General features: G+C 45.3%; 21 protein-coding genes. 11 read left to right on the top strand and 10 right to left on the bottom strand.

Translation table 11 applies throughout. The features are described from left to right. Positions 1 to 70 precede the first annotated feature (70 nt). Both J4N39_RS17610 and J4N39_RS17605 read left to right on the top strand, forming a co-directional pair. On the top strand, positions 71 to 958 hold the full coding sequence (locus tag J4N39_RS17610; protein WP_252026346.1) for a LysR family transcriptional regulator: 888 nt from the start codon (positions 71 to 73) through the stop codon (positions 956 to 958). Positions 959 to 1,126: 168 nt separating this feature from the next. After that, positions 1,127 to 2,728, top strand: a complete 1,602-nt coding sequence (locus J4N39_RS17605; protein ID WP_252026344.1) for a sensor domain-containing diguanylate cyclase — start codon at positions 1,127 to 1,129, stop codon at positions 2,726 to 2,728. Between the two features lie 31 nt (positions 2,729 to 2,759). On the opposite strand, the gene J4N39_RS17600 is transcribed toward J4N39_RS17605, so the two are convergent. After that, positions 2,760 to 3,038 (bottom strand): GIY-YIG nuclease family protein, encoded by a 279-nt coding sequence (locus tag J4N39_RS17600; protein ID WP_252026342.1) that lies wholly within the window; start codon positions 3,036 to 3,038, stop codon positions 2,760 to 2,762. Beyond that, a complete protein-coding gene (locus J4N39_RS17595) occupies positions 3,031 to 3,690 on the bottom strand; it encodes a YceH family protein (protein ID WP_252026340.1) in 660 nt (219 codons plus the stop codon). The genes J4N39_RS17600 and J4N39_RS17595 overlap by 8 nt, the downstream gene beginning before the upstream one ends. Before the next feature lie 40 nt (positions 3,691 to 3,730). Between J4N39_RS17595 and J4N39_RS17590 the strand changes: the two genes are divergently transcribed. The 4 genes from J4N39_RS17590 to J4N39_RS17575 all read left to right on the top strand — a co-directional run bounded on the left by J4N39_RS17590 (position 3,731) and on the right by J4N39_RS17575 (position 5,335). Then, a complete protein-coding gene (locus tag J4N39_RS17590) occupies positions 3,731 to 3,952 on the top strand; it encodes a hypothetical protein (protein ID WP_252026338.1) in 222 nt (73 codons plus the stop codon). A 171-nt stretch (positions 3,953 to 4,123) separates the two neighbouring features. After that, positions 4,124 to 4,438 (top strand): DUF496 family protein, encoded by a 315-nt coding sequence (locus J4N39_RS17585; protein ID WP_252026335.1) that lies wholly within the window; start codon positions 4,124 to 4,126, stop codon positions 4,436 to 4,438. A gap of 127 nt (positions 4,439 to 4,565) precedes the next feature. Beyond that, positions 4,566 to 4,796, top strand: coding sequence for a hypothetical protein (locus tag J4N39_RS17580; RefSeq protein ID WP_252026333.1), 231 nt, complete (start codon positions 4,566 to 4,568; stop codon positions 4,794 to 4,796). 284 nt (positions 4,797 to 5,080) lie between these two features. Next, positions 5,081 to 5,335, top strand: a complete 255-nt coding sequence (locus tag J4N39_RS17575) for a hypothetical protein (protein ID WP_252026331.1) — start codon at positions 5,081 to 5,083, stop codon at positions 5,333 to 5,335. Positions 5,336 to 5,391: 56 nt separating this feature from the next. Here the strand turns inward: J4N39_RS17575 and J4N39_RS17570 are convergent, their stop codons facing one another. The 4 genes from J4N39_RS17570 to galE all read right to left on the bottom strand — a co-directional run bounded on the left by J4N39_RS17570 (position 5,392) and on the right by galE (position 9,138). Continuing rightward, positions 5,392 to 5,688: a Dabb family protein gene (locus tag J4N39_RS17570; RefSeq protein ID WP_252026329.1), complete on the bottom strand. Its 297-nt coding sequence runs from the start codon at positions 5,686 to 5,688 to the stop codon at positions 5,392 to 5,394. A 170-nt stretch (positions 5,689 to 5,858) separates the two neighbouring features. After that, complete coding sequence (galK, locus tag J4N39_RS17565; RefSeq protein ID WP_252026327.1) at positions 5,859 to 7,013, bottom strand: galactokinase; 1,155 nt, start codon at positions 7,011 to 7,013, stop codon at positions 5,859 to 5,861. Positions 7,014 to 7,062: 49 nt separating this feature from the next. Beyond that, the gene (locus J4N39_RS17560) at positions 7,063 to 8,106 is read right to left on the bottom strand and encodes a UDP-glucose--hexose-1-phosphate uridylyltransferase (RefSeq protein WP_252026322.1); all 1,044 of its coding nucleotides are present in this window, start codon (positions 8,104 to 8,106) and stop codon (positions 7,063 to 7,065) included. A 12-nt stretch (positions 8,107 to 8,118) separates the two neighbouring features. Beyond that, positions 8,119 to 9,138, bottom strand: coding sequence for a UDP-glucose 4-epimerase GalE (gene galE, locus J4N39_RS17555; protein ID WP_252026320.1), 1,020 nt, complete (start codon positions 9,136 to 9,138; stop codon positions 8,119 to 8,121). A gap of 305 nt (positions 9,139 to 9,443) precedes the next feature. Between galE and J4N39_RS17550 the strand changes: the two genes are divergently transcribed. Next, positions 9,444 to 9,836, top strand: coding sequence for a DUF3302 domain-containing protein (locus tag J4N39_RS17550; RefSeq protein ID WP_252026318.1), 393 nt, complete (start codon positions 9,444 to 9,446; stop codon positions 9,834 to 9,836). 2 nt (positions 9,837 to 9,838) lie between these two features. Next, positions 9,839 to 10,969 (top strand): HlyD family secretion protein, encoded by a 1,131-nt coding sequence (locus J4N39_RS17545; RefSeq protein ID WP_252026315.1) that lies wholly within the window; start codon positions 9,839 to 9,841, stop codon positions 10,967 to 10,969. Positions 10,970 to 11,026: 57 nt separating this feature from the next. Here J4N39_RS17545 and J4N39_RS17540 read toward each other — a convergent pair whose 3' ends face one another. Next, positions 11,027 to 11,911 (bottom strand): DMT family transporter, encoded by an 885-nt coding sequence (locus J4N39_RS17540; protein WP_252026313.1) that lies wholly within the window; start codon positions 11,909 to 11,911, stop codon positions 11,027 to 11,029. A 247-nt stretch (positions 11,912 to 12,158) separates the two neighbouring features. Beyond that, positions 12,159 to 12,599 (bottom strand): GNAT family acetyltransferase, encoded by a 441-nt coding sequence (locus J4N39_RS17535; protein WP_252026311.1) that lies wholly within the window; start codon positions 12,597 to 12,599, stop codon positions 12,159 to 12,161. A 90-nt stretch (positions 12,600 to 12,689) separates the two neighbouring features. Here J4N39_RS17535 and J4N39_RS17530 point away from each other — a divergent pair, with 90 nt between their 5' ends. Beyond that, on the top strand, positions 12,690 to 14,450 hold the full coding sequence (locus J4N39_RS17530) for an alpha-amylase family protein (protein WP_252026309.1): 1,761 nt from the start codon (positions 12,690 to 12,692) through the stop codon (positions 14,448 to 14,450). Positions 14,451 to 14,559: 109 nt separating this feature from the next. On the opposite strand, the gene J4N39_RS17525 is transcribed toward J4N39_RS17530, so the two are convergent. Both J4N39_RS17525 and J4N39_RS17520 read right to left on the bottom strand, forming a co-directional pair. Beyond that, complete coding sequence (locus tag J4N39_RS17525) at positions 14,560 to 15,045, bottom strand: methylated-DNA--[protein]-cysteine S-methyltransferase (RefSeq protein WP_252026307.1); 486 nt, start codon at positions 15,043 to 15,045, stop codon at positions 14,560 to 14,562. Next, positions 15,046 to 16,401 carry a DNA-3-methyladenine glycosylase 2 family protein gene (locus J4N39_RS17520; protein WP_252026305.1) on the bottom strand — a complete coding sequence of 452 codons (1,356 nt, stop codon included), beginning with the start codon at positions 16,399 to 16,401 and terminating at the stop codon, positions 15,046 to 15,048. It abuts the gene before it with no gap. Positions 16,402 to 16,552: 151 nt separating this feature from the next. Between J4N39_RS17520 and J4N39_RS17515 the strand changes: the two genes are divergently transcribed. Together J4N39_RS17515 and J4N39_RS17510 are read left to right on the top strand one after the other, a co-directional pair. Further along, entirely contained in the window at positions 16,553 to 18,214 is a 1,662-nt protein-coding gene (locus J4N39_RS17515) for an RluA family pseudouridine synthase (RefSeq protein WP_252026303.1), read from the top strand. 176 nt (positions 18,215 to 18,390) lie between these two features. Further along, positions 18,391 to 20,079 (top strand): amidohydrolase, encoded by a 1,689-nt coding sequence (locus tag J4N39_RS17510; RefSeq protein WP_252026301.1) that lies wholly within the window; start codon positions 18,391 to 18,393, stop codon positions 20,077 to 20,079. Positions 20,080 to 20,170: the final 91 nt, after the last annotated feature.

Below are 20,170 nucleotides of genomic sequence, written 5' to 3'. Positions count from 1 at the left end.
TTTCATTAACTCGCATAAAAAGGATAAAACCCTGCTATAGTTATAAACAACAATCACAGGACTAGACCTCATGAATAAAGCTAATTTTACATTGGATCAATTGACCGCTTTCGTGAATACGGTCGAGCAAGGCAGCTTCAAAAATGCGGCGATATCACTAGGCAAACATGCCACAACCGTCAGCCAACAGGTGGCGATGTTGGAAGTTGATGTTGGGTTTGACCTGTTTGAACGAAAAGTAAGGAGAATTATCCTTACCCCACAAGGCGAAGAGTTCTATCGTTATGCAAAACCGGTTCTCAGGGAAGCTGCACTCTTAGGTAATAAACTGGAAGCTTTAGATAGTAACCTGCCTATCGATTTCAAATTAGCAATCGACAGCACGATTAGAGACCGGCAGATCATACGATGTGCAAAAGACGTCTGTGAAAAATACCCAACCATTAAACTTGAAATCATGAGTGGAGACCCGATACAAGTGATTGACTGGGTAAGAGAAAACCAAGCCGACGTCGGCGTCATTACAACATTATTCAACCAACTACCTCAACTTGATACCAAGCAGCTTTTTAACTTTCAATTGGCCTATGTTTGCTCGCCGAGATGGGAGCACAGTCTCGGTACGATAACAGAGAATGAACTTAGAGCTTTTCCACAAATCGTCTATCGTTTTGTTGAGCAGTCCCCTCAACTTTCGGGACATATTATCTCCAACCATACCCTGTCAGTGCATAGCCTTGATGACATGATAGATTTGCTGTCACTCAATATGGGATGGGCCATTTTGCCCCGCTTTCGTGTTGAAGACCTGATCGACTCGGGAGAGTTAGTTGAGTTTAAACCAGACCAAAGCTCGAATGTAAACTGGTACACCGAGCTGTTGCTTAAATCGGACAGTAAGACAAACCCTGTGCTAGACACCTTTATCAATTCAGTGACAAAGCTCAGCGACCGATAGGATCTGGAACAATGATCTTTCTGCACAATTGTTGCTCCAGCTCACATTTACTAATCACATAATTATGAGGCTAATAATTCGCTCAGTTAATATACCTATTTGGTTGAAACTTCATAAAGTCCAAAGCTTCTATAAAGCTTCAACATGTATAGCTGCCGGCCTTTGGATATGAAGCTACGAAGTCTTTTTGTCATCACCTTTTGTTTTATTTCTATCATACCAACCACTCTGTTCTGGGCATGGCCATACTCCCAAGCACTCGAATCGGAAATCAACGACGTTAATGAACGTCATTTGGTGATCGCCAAAAATCTCTCAACGGCATTTGAGCGTTACTATCTCGATGTTGTAGGAATATTTTCTATTACTTCGCTCATCTCGGTTGAAAAAGCGCACCATCCTGAATTTCAAAAGCTGCTAGAAAGTTACCACTTCAACGCCGTTACCCGTGTCGACTCCAATGGCCAAATTCTTGAGTGCCTATTTCCCGCCAACCAAGAGTGTGCCGCATCTTTACCAACGCACATTATGGCACTGGCCCAAGCCACGCTATCAGACGACGATATAGTGATGTCACCTGTTACTGAAGACAAAATACGAAACAGTGGCCCAATTCTATTGGTTATCAAGAAAACCGAACTGGGCCTTATCATCGGTTACCTTTCAACCCAGTACATCAGTGAGACAGGCAAAAAAGTCGCATTTGGTGAGAAAGGGCATGCAGCGGTTGTGGACCAACAAGGCAATGTATTGGCGCATCCATTAGATTCATGGGTAGCAGAAAGACGCAATATCAGCGCAGTTAGCGCCGTGCAGAAAATGTTAGCCGGGCAAACTGGCGTTGAGCGCTTCTATTCTCCCGCATTAAAAGGTGACATGATCGCAGGCTACACACATGTGTCACATGCCAATTGGGGGGTAATGGTACCTCAGCCAATAAGTGAGCTAGAAAATAAGGCCAAAGACATCGATAAAATGGCAACTTTGGTCATGATGCTCGGAATTGCACTGGCACTAGCGTTAACAATACCAATTTCACGACTTCTAATCAGACCACTAGAAACACTGCTTGAGAACATTAAGAAATTTGAAAAAAGCGAGCGTAGTGAAGACATTAGTTTTCATACCCAGACCATCACACCAGTAGAAGTCAAAGAGATCAATAAGTCTTTTGCGAGCATGATTGAAAACATTGAGCGTAACAAACAGCAGGTGTCACAACTGGCTTACTTAGATTCTTTAACGGGTTTGGCGAATCGGCAATATTTCAGACAGTTAACGAAAGCCGCTTTCGTAGAGATGAAACAAAAGCAGCAATCAGGGGCACTGATATTTATCGACCTTGATGGATTTAAACAGGTTAACGATAAGTATGGGCACAAGTTAGGTGATGAGCTACTTAAAACTTTTGGCCTACGGCTGCTTTCTCAACTGCAAATCCCTCAAGACCCAGGTTCGGCACTGGAATATTATCAATCTCTACCGAGTATTATCCCTGCTCGAATGGGTGGCGATGAATTTGTACTTCTGTTTCAAAATTTGCACAGTGACACCAACATTGAAGAGCGCTTGAAAGCTTTGTTCGAGCCTGTATTTGGTGACTATCGTTTAGAAAATGGGGTGTCCACAAAGATAGGTGGCAGCATGGGGGTCGCTCTTTATCCACAACATGGAGAAGATTACGACAAGTTGCTCAAACTGGCTGATATGGCCATGTACCGAGCTAAAGGTAGCCCAGTGCATCAAGTTAAAATCGCACAAAAAGTTTAGGCAGCGTTAGTTCGAGACCTTTGATTTGAATTTAGTCTAGCGAGACAATCAGGTTGTCAGTGATGATTTTTTCTTTACGTACTTTTGGCAGGCGTTTGAGGCGATACTCTAGCTTCATGGCGGTGACTTTATTGTCAACTTGCTGCGACCACGCAAGCTCTAATGGCCCCTTCCCTCTGAGATATTTTGCCCCTGTTCCATTCTGATGAGCGGCAAAACGTTTTGCGATGTCATTGGTGACACCGCAATACAGGCTTCTAGACTTGGTTCGTACAAAATACACGAACCAAGGATGTTCTTGCTTACTCACCGAGACGAGAGCGCAATAGTTCGTTTTCAGCTTTTAGAATCGCATTTTCCTTAGAGAGCGCTTCCACTTTCGCTTCCAACTCAGCGACCTTACCTCCACCCATAGCTTGGGCTGCTTGTTGTTCTAACGCCTCAAGATCGACATCGCCACTAAACAAGTGCTGGTAACGTGCCTCTCGCTTGCCCGCTTCACGTGGCAACTTCACCACCAGTGCACCACCGTCTCGTGAAGCTAGACCGTTCAGCACGGCTTCCACTTCCTTCACATCAGAAAAGTCACATAAGCGGTTGGTACGGCTACGAAGTTCGCCCGGTGTTTGTGGGCCACGCAATAGCAAGCAACAGATCACACCACGCTCTTGCTCTGTAAACTGTAAAGAACCGAACTCTGTGTTACAGAAACGATGACGAAACTTTGCTGTACGGCTATTAAAACTGCTTTCATCGTTGACTAAATGACGGCCAGACAATGAGTCTATAGCTTGTTGAACTTCCGTATCAGACAAAGCCATTACTGGGTCGCGGTTACTCTTTTGGTTACATGCGGCCGTTAGGCTGTTGAGCGTTAAAGGATAGTAGTCTGGCGTAGTTACTTCTTTTTCAATTAAGCAACCAATTACTCGCGCTTCTACCGACGTTAATTCAATACTCATGAGGCTATCCTTATTATTGTGTCATTGTATTTTGGGAGAGATGAAGACGTTACGCCACTTTATCAATGCGGTTTTGGCAGTTGTAAATCAAGTTGAACGCCATTTTGATCATAGATCACCACTTTGCATTGATTTAACTGCACATCAAGTAAGTCTTGTAGGTGTCGCCCTGCCTTGTACGCAGCCTTCAGTTTTTGCTTCGCAGGTTCTGTATTTGGCGGGGATGGTTGTTTCTCTTGCACGTCGTTATTTCATTCTCTAGCAATCGTTAGCAACGATAATAATCGTGAAGCCGTAACAATGCTACGTGCAACGGATCAGATGGCGAAAAAACCAGCATGGGCGTCGGCAGATTGATCTAAAATCTGTAAAGCCGTTCCACATTGTGTTTTAATCGAGCCAGTTGCTTAATTTGAATTAGGAAAGGGATCTAATGAACAACGTATTTGAAATCGTTAACCTAGCGCGTCGTAAAAACAAACTTAAGCGTGAGCTTCAAGACAACGAAAAGAAAGTTCGTGATAACTCTAAGCGTGTTGACCTGCTAGATAACCTAATGGACTACATCAAGCCAGACATGTCGACTGAAGAAGTTGTTGCTATTGTTAAGAACATGAAAGCAGACTACGAAGACCGCGTTGACGACCACATCATCAAGAGCGCTGAGATTTCAAAAGCTCGCCGCGACATCAGCCGTAAAATTCGCGAGCTGACTCAAGCAGACAAAGAGAGCCAAGGCAAAAAATAATCTATTGCCACTTTAGAATTCAAACCCACCTCGAAAAGGTGGGTTTTTTGTATCTAATTCAAACTATTAGCTTGTATTTCGTGCCATAATCCGCCAAGTAATACCTTAAATAGACCTAGAGGCATGGATGTACGATAGCTCGAAAGCACAACGATTTTGCTGCAACTGTAAAAAAGTCACTCTACACAAGTATCAAACCTTTGGTAGCAATGGCACGCAGCCAGAAACTCCGTCTCGTGGTTTTATCATGGGGCTTCTATTTGCCATCTTCTCCAGCATATCTGAAGGCCAAGCCACTGGGGATTATAAGTGTACCGTTTGTGGCACCTATTTCTCTACGCCAGACCATTTAGACTAATACCACCACCCAACTCAACAATCTCGGTTAACATTTTTTAGCTTGATAAGGGCTAAACGTTTGCGTAATCGCTAACCTTCTATTTCCTGAAAAGTGACTATTTGCTCGTGAGTTTGCTATTGCTATAGTCCTTCCCACAAACAGACCATTCGGGGCACGGAGCTCCCCCTTAGACCAATAACACGGTGGCTATTAAGGATATATAGCGCATTCACCTTTAATTATTGGTCGTCCTCTCAAGATGAGAAGAATTGGCAACACGAAACACAACAAAGGGTCAAACTATGGAATTCAATATGGTTGAAATTTTAGGTTACGCATCATCAGTGATGGTTGCAGTGTCATTAATGATGAAAGATATCGTATTGCTACGCATTCTAAACTTCATCGGTTGTGCGCTATTTACAACCTACGGATTAATGATCGACGCCATGCCTGTTGCGGCAACAAATGGTTTCATCGCCTGTGTCAACGTCTACTTCCTTGCGAAGTTATACAGCGAGCGAAAATCAGCAAGTATTGAGCCTGCTAAAGCTTAAACTGATATTAAACTAAAGGGGAGCGTGAAGCTCCCCTTTAGTTTATATACGAATACTTAACACTGATAATCAAACACCACTATATCTTCAAGCAGTGGTCGAAATACCACTTTCAAAGCGTCATGTTCGGGATGAGGAAGGTACCTTTCTCGTGCTTCATCGTTGGCAAACGTCATTAATACACTATGGGTATAGCCTTGGTTTTTATTTTCTGGACTATCATTAATTCCCCACTCGACAGCAGTCACGCCTTTAATTTTATTTGGCATGGTTTCAAACAAAAACTTAAGTTTGGCGATGTCACACTCAGCCGCTTCTGGCTTGAATTTAATGAGTAATATATGGCGGATCACGGCATGCTTCCTTTTTGCATTAGTTACTGATTACGTTACTCCAGATATAAAAAAAGGGAAGCCCCCCGCTCCCCTGAATGCTAGCTCAATTTCGAGCTAAAGACTGCAACAATGAACAAACTTGCTTGGTCGCATCAGCCTTTCGGCATCAACACGACCAGATAATTAAATTAAGCGACAACACCCGCCCCAGCCATCGCTTGGCAGATATAGATTGACTCTTTAAGCCCCGTTTTCGCTTCATATTGAGACTCTACTGCTTGAGTCACTGACTCAACCAAAGCTGGTGGAACTAAGGCAACAATGCACCCACCGAAACCACCACCGGTCATGCGCACACCACCCTGCTCGCCAATAACGTCTTTAACGATATCCACCAGAGCGTCTACCTCACTGACCGTGATTTCAAAATCATCTCGCATCGATGCATGCGATTGAGCCATTAGCTCACCCATCGCTTTTAAATTACCGTTAGACAGTGCTACGGCTGCCGCTTCAGTACGATCATTTTCAGTAATAACATGGCGAGCACGTTTTGCTACCACTTCATCTAGCTCAGCTTGGCGTGCTTCAAATGTCTCAATAGATACATCTCGAAGCGCTTTTACACCAAACACTTGCGCTGCTTTTTCACACTGTTCTCGACGTGTATTGTATTCACTGTCGACAAGACCACGCTTTTTATTCGAGTTGATGATAATGACCGAAATATCCTTAGGCATTGAAACCGATTTGGTTTCTAAGCTTCGGCAGTCAATCAGCAAAGCATGATTTTCTTCACCTTGAGCAGAAATCAATTGATCCATAATGCCGCAGTTACAGCCTACAAACTCATTTTCAGCTTGCTGACCATTCAAGGCGATATCTGTTTGTGAAATATCTAAGTTGTATAGAGTCTTGAACGTTTGACCAATCACAACTTCTAACGCTGCTGAGGAACTCAAACCAGCACCTTGCGGTACGTTGCCAGTCACTGCAATATCAGCACCGCCAAACTCAAACCCTCTCACTTGAAGAAAATGAACAACACCGCGAATATAGTTCGCCCACATTTTGTTTTCTACAAAGTCTATCGGTCCATCTAACGAGAACTCATCAAGCTCATTTTGGTAGTCGACAGAAATGACACGAACAACCTTGTCGTCTCGTGGTGATGCGGCCACCACCGTTTGATAGTCGATAGCACAAGGCAGAACAAATCCATCATTGTAATCCGTATGCTCTCCAATCAGGTTCACTCGCCCAGGAGCCTGAATAATATGGCTTGGCTTGTAGCCTAACTGCTCAGAAAATACCGCAGCGACTTTTTCGTATTGTGTTGTCATAGTTATCTCTCAAGCTGGTAACGTCGCAAGTCAGATTGCGTACATCAAATTATTGTTCTTTGTAATGGACATCGCTCAAGTTACGCAGCCTCTCTGCGGCTTGTTCAGCGGTGAGGTCGCGCTGGCTTTCTGCCAACATTTCATAGCCGACCATGAATTTTCTTACGGTCGCTGAGCGCAGCAATGGTGGGTAGAACAGCGCATGCAACTGCCAGTGTTCGACACTTTCTGACGCTTCAAAGAAAGGCGCATAGTGCCAGCCCATTGAGTACGGGAACGCACACTGGAACAAGTTGTCGTATCGACTGGTCAGCTTTTTAATTGCGAGTGCAAGATCATCTCGCTGCTCGTCATTTAACTCACTCATTCGACGAACATGTGTTTTCGGCATCAACATGGTTTCAAAAGGCCAAGCTGCCCAGTAAGGCACTACCGCTACCCAGTGTTCTGTCTCAACAACAATGCGCTGCTTAGATTCGAGCTCCGCATTCACATAATCTACCAGCAGGTTAGTCCCGTATTTCTGGTAGTAGTCTCTTAAATTGATGTCTTTGCGCTCAATCTCATTAGGCAGGAAGCTATTTGCCCAAATCTGTCCATGTGGGTGCGGCTGTGAACAGCCCATAGTTTCGCCTTTATTTTCGAAAGCTTGTACCCACAAGTACTCTTTACCGAGCTCTTCAATTTGCTCATCCCAAGTATCAATGACACCACGGATTTTGTTTAAGGGAAGCTCAGGTAACGTTTTGCTGTGGTCAGGAGAAAAACAGATCACTCGACTCAGGCCTCTAACACCTTGTGCCTGAAACAGCGGGTTATCACTCTCCGGCGCATCTGGTGAGTCCACCATTAGTGCGGCAAAGTCGTTATTGAAAACGTATGTGCCCTCATAATCAGGGTTAGTATCGCCCGAAATACGGGTATTACCTGCGCAAAGGAAGCAGTTTTCGTCGTAACTAGGAAGCTGCTCGGTTGAAGGCTTCTCATCTTGGCCGCTCCACGGGCGCTTGGCTCGGTGCGGGGATACTAAAATCCACTGGCCCGTTAGCGGGTTATAGCGACGATGTGGATGATCTACAGGATTAAATTTCATTACGATGTCTCTTTATTTGTTGCTATAGCCTTGTGGATTATTCGATTGCCAACGCCAAGTATCTGCGGTCATCTCGTCGACACTCCGAGTCGCTTTCCAACCCAAAACGCTTTCTGCTTTGGCGGTACTTGCCCAACATTCGGCGATATCGCCGGAGCGGCGTGGGCAAATTTCATACGCAACCTCATGGCCACATGCCTTAGAAAATGCACCAACCATCTCAAGCACGCTGCTGCCTTTACCCGTACCCAGATTGAAAATATGCAGCCCTGAACTCTTGCCAACTGTGTTCAATGCGGCAATATGCCCGTCAGAAAGGTCCATCACATGAATATAGTCTCGAATCCCAGTTCCATCAGGTGTTGGGTAATCGTTTCCATATACGGATAATTTTTCTCTACGCCCTACAGCGACTTGCGCAATAAATGGCATCAAATTATTTGGGATCCCCTGAGGGTCCTCTCCCATAGTTCCAGAAGGGTGAGCACCAACAGGATTAAAGTATCTGAGTAACGTGATGCTCCAGTCAGGTTCGGCAGCGACCAAATCTGTCAGGCACTGCTCCACCATGAATTTGCTTCGACCATAAGGGTTAGTCGTCGCACCAACTGGTGAGTCTTCGGTAATAGGCACACTGTCTGGATCACCGTAAACGGTAGCAGAGGAGCTGAACACTAGTGTTTTGACTCCTGCCTTTCGCATCGACTGAGTTAACGAAATCGTGCCATAGACATTGTTGTCATAATACTCAAGTGGTTTTTGCACCGATTCACCGACGGCCTTAAGACCAGCAAAGTGAATAACCGAGCTAATATCGTGCTCAGAGAATATTTGGTCTAGAAGCGCTCCATCGCGTATATCCCCTTGAAAAAAGGTCGGCTTTTTTCCAGTCAATTGTTCTATTCGAGATAAAACCTCGACCTTTGCATTCCAAAGGTTATCCAAAATGATGGGCTCCATACCTGCTTCAATCATCTGTACGCATGTATGGCTGCCTATATAACCCATTCCGCCTGTTACCAATACTTTCACAATACTGCCCTCTTACTTGATGCTTATAAGCTTAGCAGCAGTTCTAACAATAAATCTGTGATCAATACTGCATAGTGTAAACGTTTCCACAGGATTGCATTTAAGTAGCACATTGTTATATCAGTAAGGCCGAGAGTCCAAAATACGAGTGACTCCTATCTAAGTGATACGTTTTCACAAACAGCCCCTATAAATTCACTAAACATAACAACAACAAATTACTGCTTACTTATTTATTTACGGGGCTATCATATTTGCCAAATGCATGCTTAAATTTCATAGAGTTATAAACAGCAGGATGCATTATGTTTTTAGACTACTTTGCTTTAGGGCTACTGGTATTTGTTGCCCTAGTCATTTTTTACGGGATCATCGTTATTCACGATATCCCCTATGAGATCGCAAAAGAGCGTGAGCACCCTCATCAGGATGCTATTCACTATGCAGGATGGGTTAGCCTGTTCACGTTACACGCTATTTGGCCATTTTTATGGATCTGGGCGACACTGTGGCGCAAGGAGCGAGGCTGGGGATTTGCGCAGATGCAACAAGAACAGCATGATCTGCACAACAAGCTAGAACAGCTCACCACACAAGTCATGCAGCTGGAGGCTCAAGTTAAAGAGCTCAAACGCGAAGAACCCGTGACCTCTAAGCCTGACCAAACCGTCAATAAAGCCGCCGAGCAGGGAGAATAAGCATGGATTTACTTCTCGTTATGACCTATGCGGCCTTATGTATCGCAATTTTTAAGATCTTCAAGATCCCACTCAATAAGTGGACGGTTCCAACCGCAGTACTTGGTGGCGTAGTTTTAGTAGGTACCTTGATACTATTGATGAACTACAATCACCCATTCACACAGCTCGGTGGCCAGTACTTTACAACCACACCAATCGTACCTAGTGTCAAAGGGAAAGTGATTTCGGTAGAAGCTGAGCCAAACACCCCACTTAAAGCCGGTGACGTTCTGTTTAGAATCGAACAGACCCCATTCAAGACTCAAGTGACTCAAGCCAAAGCTGCTCTTGCAGAGGCTGAGCAATCGTTATTGCAACTAGAATCCACCTATAAGCAAGCACAAGCAACGACAATTCAAGCTGTGGCAGAACGAGACAAAGCGGAGCGAGAATTTGAGCGCTACGAAAAGGGGCAAAAACGCGGAGCATTTACCGAGCAACAAGTAGATACCCGTCGTCAAACCTATAAAGCAACACAAGCGGCACTTGAAGCTGCACAGGCACAAGAACGTCGAGCTGAACTCGCCTACACTTCCGAGATCGATGGTGAAAACACTACGGTGGCAAGGCTTAAAGCGCAGTTAGAATTAGCGGAGTTCAACTTATCCGAAACCGTTGTCAGAGCGCCAACCGATGGTTACGTAACGCAACTGGCGCTTCGCCCGGGTATGATGGCAGTACCAATTCCACTAAGACCTGTCATGACCTTTGTTCATACCGAAGATAAATACTACGTCGGTGCGTTCAGACAGAACTCGCTACAACGACTCGAGTCTGGTTTTGAAGCAGAGTTCATGTTCCGAGCCCTGCCGGGCAAGGTGTTTAAGGGGGAAGTAGTTGAAGTCATTCCAGCCATCGGTGAAGGTCAGATCCAAGCGGCAGGTTCGCTTCTCAACAGTTCTGCGCTTAGAACCAATGGCCGAGCACTTGTTAAGTTAAAACTCACCGATGATGTTTCTAGCTATCACCTACCTATGGGTAGTAACGCCGAAATCGCCGTCTATTCTGATAGCTTCTCTCACGTATCAGTGATGCGCAAAGTACTGATACGTATGAAGAGTTGGCAAAACTATCTGTACCTAGATCACTAACTACGCTTATAACCGATACGGCCTCCAATTTAGGAGGCCGTTTTTTTTGATTTCAATCTAGAGAAAAAATAACCCGATACCCATCACGGCGACGAGCGTCCCAACCAAGGCTGAACGCCCTATCACTTGCCCCTTTATCCGATAAATAATCAACATAAACAGAGGACTGGTAGCAATTAGAGTTTGAGCAATTGCTGGATTTGCATGTTTCAATGCGATTTGCTGTAGCCACAACGCCAAGAAAGTTCCGACGAATATTGCGCCGAGCAGTTTTAACATCTGAGAGCGCCCCATCGCCATCCAGTGGCGACGGATACCAGCAAAAGGCTTGGCTTCAACCCAAGGGATCAGCATAGCAACCGCTAATACGCCGATACTCAAGCGGATCAAAGCGCCAAGCAGCGGTGGAATATCACCAGCAACCAGAGCATAGTGAGAAATCACAACCCCAGTTGCCTGACAAACACTTGCCAACAGGCCAAAGCCAATACCGCTCATCGATACAGGTTGTTCGTTCTGGCTCGGCTGGAACACCACAAATGTTACTGCACAAGTGGTAATGATTACCCCGAGCCAAGCTTGAATACCTAGCACTGAGCCCAATGCCACTAACGCTAACACTCCCGATAACGGTGGAGCAAGCGACTCTAGCAACAAAGTTTTATTGGCGCCAATTCGCTTAAGTGAGGCAAAATAAGCGCTATCACCAATCGCTATACCAATCACACCAGAAATTGCCAACACCGAGAGATGCTCAGTCGATAAGTCTAGTTCAGGCATGGGCAAGAACGGCATCACAACCAACATCATCATCGATGCAAGTGCACCTTTAACGATATTTAGCTGCAATGCTGAAAAATGATGACTAAACTGCCCATAAATCCACGTGGCGATAGCCCACACCAAGGCTGCGCTTATTGCAGCGATTTCCCCTATATACATCTGATACCTCAAGTTTTTAACGTCATCAGAGTAATCAGTCTTACGTCGGTTGTCATGCGTAAGTTACCTTAGATAGAAAAACACCTGCCACAAAGACAGGTGTTACCAATATAGGGGGTGTAAGTTCTTTCAGGTAACATGCCAGACGAGCTTGTCGCCTTTCTTACTATTGGTTAACAACGAGTTTCAACCAATCTAACCTGATGAAAAACAGTAAACTTTGAAGAAAAAATTTCCCCATTTAGAGTCAAGCCTGATACTTCACCCCATCAAGACGCTTACCTAAACTGACAGAGTTATCAATTTGAAATCCGAGCGCCTGATAAAACTCGATCACTTTTTGATTGGTAGCTCGCACCTGCAAGTTAATCTTAGGGCACCCTTTATCTTTAAGACGCAGCTCAAGCTCATCCATCATCAAGCGGCCTAATCCTGCCCCTTGAATCTCTGGGTCGACTACAAGGTAATTAGCCCAACCTCGATGCCCTTCATAGCCGCCCATCACACTAGCAACCACGACGCCATTTTGCTCAGCGACCAAAAACAGCTCTCCATCGTGGGCAAGCTTAATAGCGATATCTTTATCAGGGTCGTTCCATGGTTTGACTAGCTCACAAGCATGCCATAACGCAATAACTCGCTCGGTATCTTTTGCTTCAAATTGCCTAATAATTACTGAGTTGTCCATCTACGCCCCTATTTCTTCCTTAAAGGAGGATTTGCTTAAAACTGGTGTACGCTAAGTTGAGTATGTACCCACCATAACAAGAAAATCGACATGAAAAAATACGCAGTTTATCAAGTCTTTACTCGTTTGTTTGGCAACACCGTCACCAACAATATTCCTTGGGGAACCATAGAACAAAACGGAGTGGGCAAATTCGCTGACTTCACCGATATCGCCCTTAAAGAAATCAAAGCGCTAGGAATGACTCACGTATGGTTTACCGGTGTACCACACCACGCTGTCATCCGAGACTATTCTGAGCTCGGGATCGAGCACGATCACCCAGCCGTCGTCAAAGGGCGAGCAGGCTCACCGTATGCAGTGAAAGATTACTACTCAGTCAACCCAGATCTTGCCATCGACCCAGCCAATCGTATGGAAGAGTTTGAAGCACTTATAGAGCGTACTCATAAGGCTGGTCTGAAAGTGATTATTGATATTGTACCAAACCATGTCGCACGCAATTACAAAGGGCTTAATAACCCAGCTGGCGTCAGTGATTTTGGCGCACACGATGTCACTTCACGTGCATATCATAAGCACAACAATTTTTACTACGTACCCGACCAAGAATTTGAAACTCCTGACATTCCAGACAAGTTTCAACCACTGGGTACCAATGCAACGTTAACCCATTGTCAGCCGTATCACGAATTTCCTGCCAAGTGGACTGGTAATGGTGCCACCACGGCCAAACCAAACTTTGACGATTGGTATGAGACCGCCAAGATAAACTACGGTATTCGCCCTGATGGATGTAAAGATTTCGATGAACTGCCGCCAGAGTTTGCAACAAAAGACGCCAAAGCTCATGCGCAGTTTTGGCAAGACAAGCCCGTCCCTAATTCATGGCAAAAGTTTCGAGATATCGCACTATTTTGGCTCGATAAAGGTGTCGATGGTTTCCGATATGATATGGCTGAGATGGTGCCTGTAGAATTTTGGAGCTACATGAACAGTGCCATCAAATGTCGCAATGAGGATGCCTTTTTACTCGCTGAAGTGTATCAGCCCCACCTTTATCGAGACTATATCCAGCTTGGCAAAATGGATTACCTCTACGACAAAGTCGACTTGTACGACACATTAAAGGCGATTATTCAAAATCGAGGCCATGCAGAACAAATTAGTCACATTGAGCAGCAATATGCGGATATCAGCTCACACCTTTTGAGGTTCTTAGACAACCATGATGAGCAAAGGCTCGCTCATCCAGAGTTTGCGGGTGATGCAAATTTTGGTCGACCAGCAATGCTTATCAGTGCACTTTCCAACTCAGCACCAAGTATGATCTATTTTGGTCAAGAAGTTGGAGAGCCAGGGTTAGAGGAAGGGGGTTTTGGCCAACCGAGTCGAACCTCTATTTTCGACTATGTCGGGGTGCCGCATCACCAGCGCTGGATGAATGGTGGCAAGTTCGATGGCGGTGCATTGAGTAAAGAGGAAATTTCGCTACGCACTTTTTACCAGTCACTGATGAATTTTGCTTTAGAACACCCAGCCATTGTTGGTGAATACCACGAACTGTACTTGGCTAACAAAGAAGCCCTAGGGCAACATTGCTACTTGTTTGCTCGCAGCGCCCAGACTCAGTTTGTCATTGCCGCCGCCAATTTAAACGCCCAGCAAAGCGTACAAGCGCACATCGAGATTGACCCAATAACAATCAAACAGTGGCAGCTAAGCGACGGAGAATACTCCCTAACCGACCAATTAGGCTCCAATGTAACGACCCAACTCACAGTGAAAGACGGCAAAGCCATACTAGCACTATCACTAGAACCTTTCGCCGCACTCGCTCTAACACTCTAACCACACCAGGGCGCTTTCAACTCCAAACGTTTGCGCCCTTAAACTCTTAAACTCTTAAACTCTTAAACTCTTAAACTCTTAAACCCTTAAAACCTAATCCCTTAATCCCTTAATCCGATAAAAAATCAATATTCTCCAACTCAAGCAACGCCTTTTTACGCTCCAGCCCTCCCGCATACCCCGTCAACTTACCACTTTTTCCTATCACTCGATGGCAAGGCACAATAACAGATATTGGGTTTTTCCCATTTGCCAAGCCCACTGCACGCACCGCTTTGGGATTGCCGATATGATCCGCCAGTTGCTGATAGCTCCAGCTTTTACCATACGGTATCTGCGTTAATGCATGCCATATTTGGCGCTGGAACTCCGTCCCTTTAGCGTCGAGTGGCAAGTCGAATTCAGTGCGAATACCAGACAGATACTCATCGAGCTGAGATTTCGCTTTGACCAAAATTGGATGGGTATCATCTTGGGTACCCAACTGATCTGGCTGGGTCGTTTGGGTTTCGAACCAAACCCCTGTTAATCCAGCATCACTGGTTTGCAATGTGATCACCCCAAGGTGAGATGGCATTAAACTGTAGTAATTCATTTACTCGACTCCGTTATTCCAACAGTGCAGTGAGGCGTAACTGCCCCAAGGCGCTGCGCTCTGTTTATTCAATTTAGGGTAACGAGGCATGGCTTTTTTAACGATTAAGTCTTGGTCTAGAAAACAGTCCGGCTCACTCGCACCACGCATTAGTCCATAATTTACCGTCCACGGGCCAATCCCTTTTAGTGCTAACCACTCACTAGGGACTTGCTCAGAGTGTTGATCCATGAATTCAGCAAAGGTCCTTAAAGTCTGCTTTCTAGCAGTTGGCATTCTTAGCGGTTCAATATCAGCGCTTAACACTTGTTTAGGAGACGGGAAAACTCTTTCTTTTTCCACTGGTTGGCAAAGTTCACACAACAGATTCAACTGCCCGACCGCAGCTTTAACTGACACCTGCTGCCCCAAAATCGCTCGAACACCTGCCTCCCACGTGCTCCAAACACCAGGTATACGAATGCCAGAACGCTGAACCAAGTTAGAATCAACCTGATTTAAATGTTGCTCTACCACGTCCATGTCAGTATCTAAGTCAAACATGCGGCGCACCCCATTAACCAAAGGGCGCAGCTGCCTACTCTCTTCAAGCTCAAAGCTAAGTTCAAGTTCCCCTGATTTAAGCGGCTCGATAGAGAAACAGCATGGTTTACCGCCAATGATCAGTCTGCGCCAATAACGACCTTGTTCGATTTTTTCTACACCTTCTATCTGCCTCAAAGAGTAGAAATCGAGCATATGCTGCCAGTCCAGTTTGCCTCGATACGGCAAAGTTATTTTGTTTTCTGCACTCATTGGCGCTTTTTTCCTTACTTGGCTAGGCGTGAGTTTTAACTGTTTAACAAACGCATCGTTAAATCGCCGAACACTGTTAAACCCAGACGCAAATGCGATGTCGGCAACCGACATCTGGCTCTGATGCAAAAGCTGCTTGGCAAACAGTAACTGCTGCATTTGTGCGTACTGCTTCGGGGCGATACCCAAATATTGCGCAAACAACTGACGAAGATAGCGGTCCGTGATCCCGAGTCGTTCGGCGAGCTCTGCCAACGTCCCTTGTTGCAATGCACCCTGCTCTATCAATCCAACAGCTCGCTGAAATGAAGCTTCAGTACCTTTCCAAGCCCATGAGCTTGGTGCGGCATCAGGGCGACAACGTAAACAAGGCCGAAAGCCCGCATGCAATGCGTGCGCAGAGCTTGGGTAGTATTCAACGTTCTCTTCTTTTGGCAAATTAGCCGGGCAAATTGGGCGACAGAAAATCCCCGTTGTTTTAACGGCGACAAAAAAACGGCCGTCAAATCGGCTGTCTCTTGCCATTCGAGCTTGCTGACATTGACTCTGAGTCAACTGCATGATGCTTTACCCATTAGGTTGGATTTTCTTTAGTGTACGCCGCTTATCTTTTCTGGCTAGCCATTTTCGGAACTCAATGAGATAAACACAGGACTGGCATTGGTCGCTCAAAGCAGTACAATCCCAATCCCTAGTCAATAAGTTTCCTGTTATGCACTGTTTTACTCGCTTTCAAACCTCTACAGAAGATATCTCGCTCCCAGAGCAGTTCACCTTCCCGTTTTACTACACACCCCATGCCTTGTGTGAACTAGCCGCAGACGAGCTAAAACAGCATTTAACCACCCAAAATCAGTGGCAGCACAATTTTGGCGCTCCACATGAGCCTGAGCAAAATGCCACAGGCAAGATGTTTGGGGTTTTAATCGTGAAATCACCACAAGGTGAGATTGGTTATTTAAAAGCCTATTCAGGAAAAATTGCCGACTCCAATCATCTACCCGGTTTTGTACCACCAGTTTACGACATGCTGGATGAAGACGGTTTTTTCCGCAGCGAAACTCATGCAATCAATGACATCAACCGCCAAATCAACACTCTGAAAGCAAATCCAGAAATAGATGCGCTAAAACAGACATTGGCCGAACAAACGGCACAAGGTGAGGCTGAAATCGAAGCTTTTCGTCAAGTGATGATCGAAGGGCGTGCTCGTCGTAAGAAGTTGCGAGCGGATGCCGAGCAGAACTTAACAGGTGATGCGTTGGAACAAGTGATGAGTGAGCTTGGAAAAGAAAGTATCGCTGAAAAATATCGCATTAAAGATCTCAAGCGAGACCACAAAAATAATATCGATAGCGTTGAGAGCAAGCTTAACCTGTTGCAACAAGAGATTGGCACACTTCAAGAGTTAAGAGCCAAACGCTCAAATGCACTGCAACACCGCCTCTTCTCTAACTACACCTTTCTCAATGCCAATGGTGAGAACAAAGCACTGACTGAGATTTTTGATGAGACGATCCCAGCGGGCTCTGGTGAGTGTGCAGCGCCTAAGTTACTTCAATACGCATATCTTCACAACTTGACGCCGATAGCTATGGCTGAGTTTTGGTGGGGAGTATCTCCGAAATCAGAAGTACGTCAACACGGTCGTTTTTACCCATCGTGTAAAGCGAAATGCGAGCCAATTTTAGGTCACATGTTGGTCGGTTTAGATGTGGAAGCGAACCCGCTGTTAACCAATCCAGCACAGGGAAAAGAGATAGAAGTACTGTACCAAGATGAAGCCATCGTCGTGGTCAACAAACCTGCTGAATTTCTTTCCGTGCCGGGAAAACACATCAAAGATTCTGTTTATACCCGTGTGTGTGAGATGTTTCCTGATATCGAAGGACCATTCGTCATTCATAGACTCGATATGTCGACATCAGGCATTTTGATTTTCGCTTTAACTCGACGAGCCAATAAAAGTTTGCAAAAGCAGTTCATCACCCGAGAAGTCGGCAAGCGATATGTGGCAACCATCGAAGGAGTATTAGATAAACAGAGTGGCGAGATAAACCTACCATTGCGTGGTGATCTAGATGATCGCCCAAGACAACTGGTTTGTTACGAGCATGGCAAAGCTGCTCACACCAGTTTTGAAGTCATTGAACGGTATGAGAACGCCACCAAGCTCTACCTACACCCTCATACGGGAAGGACGCATCAGCTTCGCGTTCATTGCGCCCACCAACAAGGTCTTAACATGCCAATTATTGGCGACGACCTATATGGCACCAAGGCCAATAGGTTGCACCTTCATGCACAAAGATTAGAGATTGCACACCCTTACACTAAAGAGCCTATGGTGTTTGAAGTTACCGAAGGATTCTGAATCAAACGAAATTCAGTCAGCAACGAGCGTCAAACCGTAATCTTCTGCTAGCCTTATTGTGACTATTACGCAAAAACTCACTGAAATTCAGCGCAATTTATAAAAAATCAGGTCTGCTCTGATTTACTTGCGTAGAATTGCCGATTAAGTAAGTTTTTCATTCTTAAGGAGAAGTCATGAAAAGGTTAGCCATTGCCACGCTAGTTGCGTGCGCCAGTTTTGGCGCACTTGCTGATGCAGATACCATTTTCTATAACGCTAAAGTTTATACTGTAAACAAAGCGATGCCTTGGGCAGAAGCGTTTGCCGTTAAAGACGGCAAGATTGTCGACGTCGGCGCTTATTCCAAAGTAAAAATGCACCAAGACGCCTCCACAAAAATGGTAAATCTTGACAGCAAGGTAGTTATGCCCGGGATGATCGATGACCATATCCACCCCGACATGGGCGCTGACAACTATATGAATATATTTGTCTCTCCTCTAGACCCGTGGGAAACGGTTGTTGAAACGCTCAAAACCTATCGTAAAAACAATCCTGATAAGAAATGGATCTACGGTGGTAATCTCAATTGGCTAGCTGACAACGGAGAATACATCTCTGGTACCACGACGCCTTCGCATAAATCTGCGCTTGATGCCGTCATCGACGACAGGCCAGTCGCCCTTTGGGACCAAGGGGCTCACGCTATGCTACTCAACTCCATGGCACTTAAAGAGCTCGGGATCACCAAAGATCGAGAACCGCCTGCAGGAGGTATTTTCGTTAAAGATGAAAATGGTGAACTAACGGGCGTTGTTCGTGAAACCGTCTCTGAGTGGGTAATTGCTGCACTTGATAACCCAAGTGTCGAAGAGTGGGCTGATAGTGGTCTTAAACCTTTCTTCGATGAGATGCATTCTTACGGCGTAACCGCGATGAACGATGCCTACGGAGTGAAACGTAATTTCGACGCGTACAAATACCTCGAAGGCAAGGATGAAATGGAAATACGCATGCACGTGAGCATTTCCTCACCGCTAAACACTCCAGAAGAGTCAGCAAAAGCTGCTCAGCAATACCTAATTGACAACAATGAATCCTTAGCCAGCGAGTTCGTTTATCCCTATGGGATCAAATACATTCTTGATGGTTCAGCAGCGGGCAGAACAGCGGTAATGCTCGAACCTTTCATTGGCACCAAGTACGGCGGTACATTGCGTATTCCGCAAGAAGACGTGATGGAAGAAATGCGACGCCTTGAAAAACAAGGTTATGTATTTAAAGTGCATGCAATCGGTGATCGCTCTATCCGTTTGATGCTCGACAACTTAGAGCAACTGCCAATCCGTAACGATGGCCGCTACCACAGTATTGCGCACGGTACCTTTATCAACCCTGAAGATTACAAACGCTTCCATAAATTGAATGTAGTTTATGAAGCTTCCCCTGCCCTTTGGTTCCCATCTGATGCGATTGGAGTCATTGAAAAAGATATCGGCATGAAACGGGTCAAATACATGTGGCCAATTCGCCAGTTACTGGCCAAAGGCACTCTCATTTCTTATGGTTCAGATTGGACAGTTGCGTTCTCTCCTAACCCGTGGCTAGCGATTGAGTCTTTAGTGACACGTGAAGTCCCTGGTGGGTCTGTAGATACCGCATTTGATTTCAGTGCTATTTCGCTAGACGAAGCACTAGAGATCGTGACATTAAATGGCGCAAAAGCGATTGGTTTGGGTGACAAACTTGGTTCAATTGAAAAAGGCAAGTTCGCAGACTTTATCGTTCTAGAAAATGACATCTTTGACGGTGAAATTCGCAAACTGCACCAAACCAAAGTCAAACAGACCTACTTTAACGGTAAGTTGGTCTACGAAATGTAACCAAAAATGCTAAGCTTAATCAGCCCGCTTTGATGATTCAATGCGGGCTTTTTTCATTGATGAAGAAGTGACCAATACAGCATTCACTTAT

Origin of the sequence: Vibrio sp. SCSIO 43136, from assembly GCF_023716565.1 — a bacterium.
Lineage (GTDB): Bacteria > Pseudomonadota > Gammaproteobacteria > Enterobacterales > Vibrionaceae > Vibrio.
Note: the sequence above shows the minus strand (reverse complement) of the source record. Positions and strands in the feature narration are given on the sequence as shown.

Excerpts from the sequence above, each read along its gene's own strand:
- J4N39_RS17610 (WP_252026346.1), top strand. The coding sequence starts at position 71 with ATGAATAAAGCTAATTTTACATTGGATCAATTGACCGCTTTCGTGAAT.
- J4N39_RS17605 (WP_252026344.1), top strand. The coding sequence starts at position 1,127 with ATGAAGCTACGAAGTCTTTTTGTCATCACCTTTTGTTTTATTTCTATC.
- J4N39_RS17595 (WP_252026340.1), bottom strand. The coding sequence starts at position 3,690 with ATGAGTATTGAATTAACGTCGGTAGAAGCGCGAGTAATTGGTTGCTTA.
- J4N39_RS17590 (WP_252026338.1), top strand. The coding sequence starts at position 3,731 with ATGAAGACGTTACGCCACTTTATCAATGCGGTTTTGGCAGTTGTAAAT.
- J4N39_RS17585 (WP_252026335.1), top strand. The coding sequence starts at position 4,124 with ATGAACAACGTATTTGAAATCGTTAACCTAGCGCGTCGTAAAAACAAA.
- J4N39_RS17580 (WP_252026333.1), top strand. The coding sequence starts at position 4,566 with ATGTACGATAGCTCGAAAGCACAACGATTTTGCTGCAACTGTAAAAAA.
- J4N39_RS17575 (WP_252026331.1), top strand. The coding sequence starts at position 5,081 with ATGGAATTCAATATGGTTGAAATTTTAGGTTACGCATCATCAGTGATG.
- galK (WP_252026327.1), bottom strand. The coding sequence starts at position 7,013 with ATGACAACACAATACGAAAAAGTCGCTGCGGTATTTTCTGAGCAGTTA.
- J4N39_RS17560 (WP_252026322.1), bottom strand. The coding sequence starts at position 8,106 with ATGAAATTTAATCCTGTAGATCATCCACATCGTCGCTATAACCCGCTA.
- J4N39_RS17550 (WP_252026318.1), top strand. The coding sequence starts at position 9,444 with ATGTTTTTAGACTACTTTGCTTTAGGGCTACTGGTATTTGTTGCCCTA.
- J4N39_RS17545 (WP_252026315.1), top strand. The coding sequence starts at position 9,839 with ATGGATTTACTTCTCGTTATGACCTATGCGGCCTTATGTATCGCAATT.
- J4N39_RS17540 (WP_252026313.1), bottom strand. The coding sequence starts at position 11,911 with ATGTATATAGGGGAAATCGCTGCAATAAGCGCAGCCTTGGTGTGGGCT.
- J4N39_RS17535 (WP_252026311.1), bottom strand. The coding sequence starts at position 12,599 with ATGGACAACTCAGTAATTATTAGGCAATTTGAAGCAAAAGATACCGAG.
- J4N39_RS17530 (WP_252026309.1), top strand. The coding sequence starts at position 12,690 with ATGAAAAAATACGCAGTTTATCAAGTCTTTACTCGTTTGTTTGGCAAC.
- J4N39_RS17525 (WP_252026307.1), bottom strand. The coding sequence starts at position 15,045 with ATGAATTACTACAGTTTAATGCCATCTCACCTTGGGGTGATCACATTG.
- J4N39_RS17520 (WP_252026305.1), bottom strand. The coding sequence starts at position 16,401 with ATGCAGTTGACTCAGAGTCAATGTCAGCAAGCTCGAATGGCAAGAGAC.
- J4N39_RS17515 (WP_252026303.1), top strand. The coding sequence starts at position 16,553 with ATGCACTGTTTTACTCGCTTTCAAACCTCTACAGAAGATATCTCGCTC.
- J4N39_RS17510 (WP_252026301.1), top strand. The coding sequence starts at position 18,391 with ATGAAAAGGTTAGCCATTGCCACGCTAGTTGCGTGCGCCAGTTTTGGC.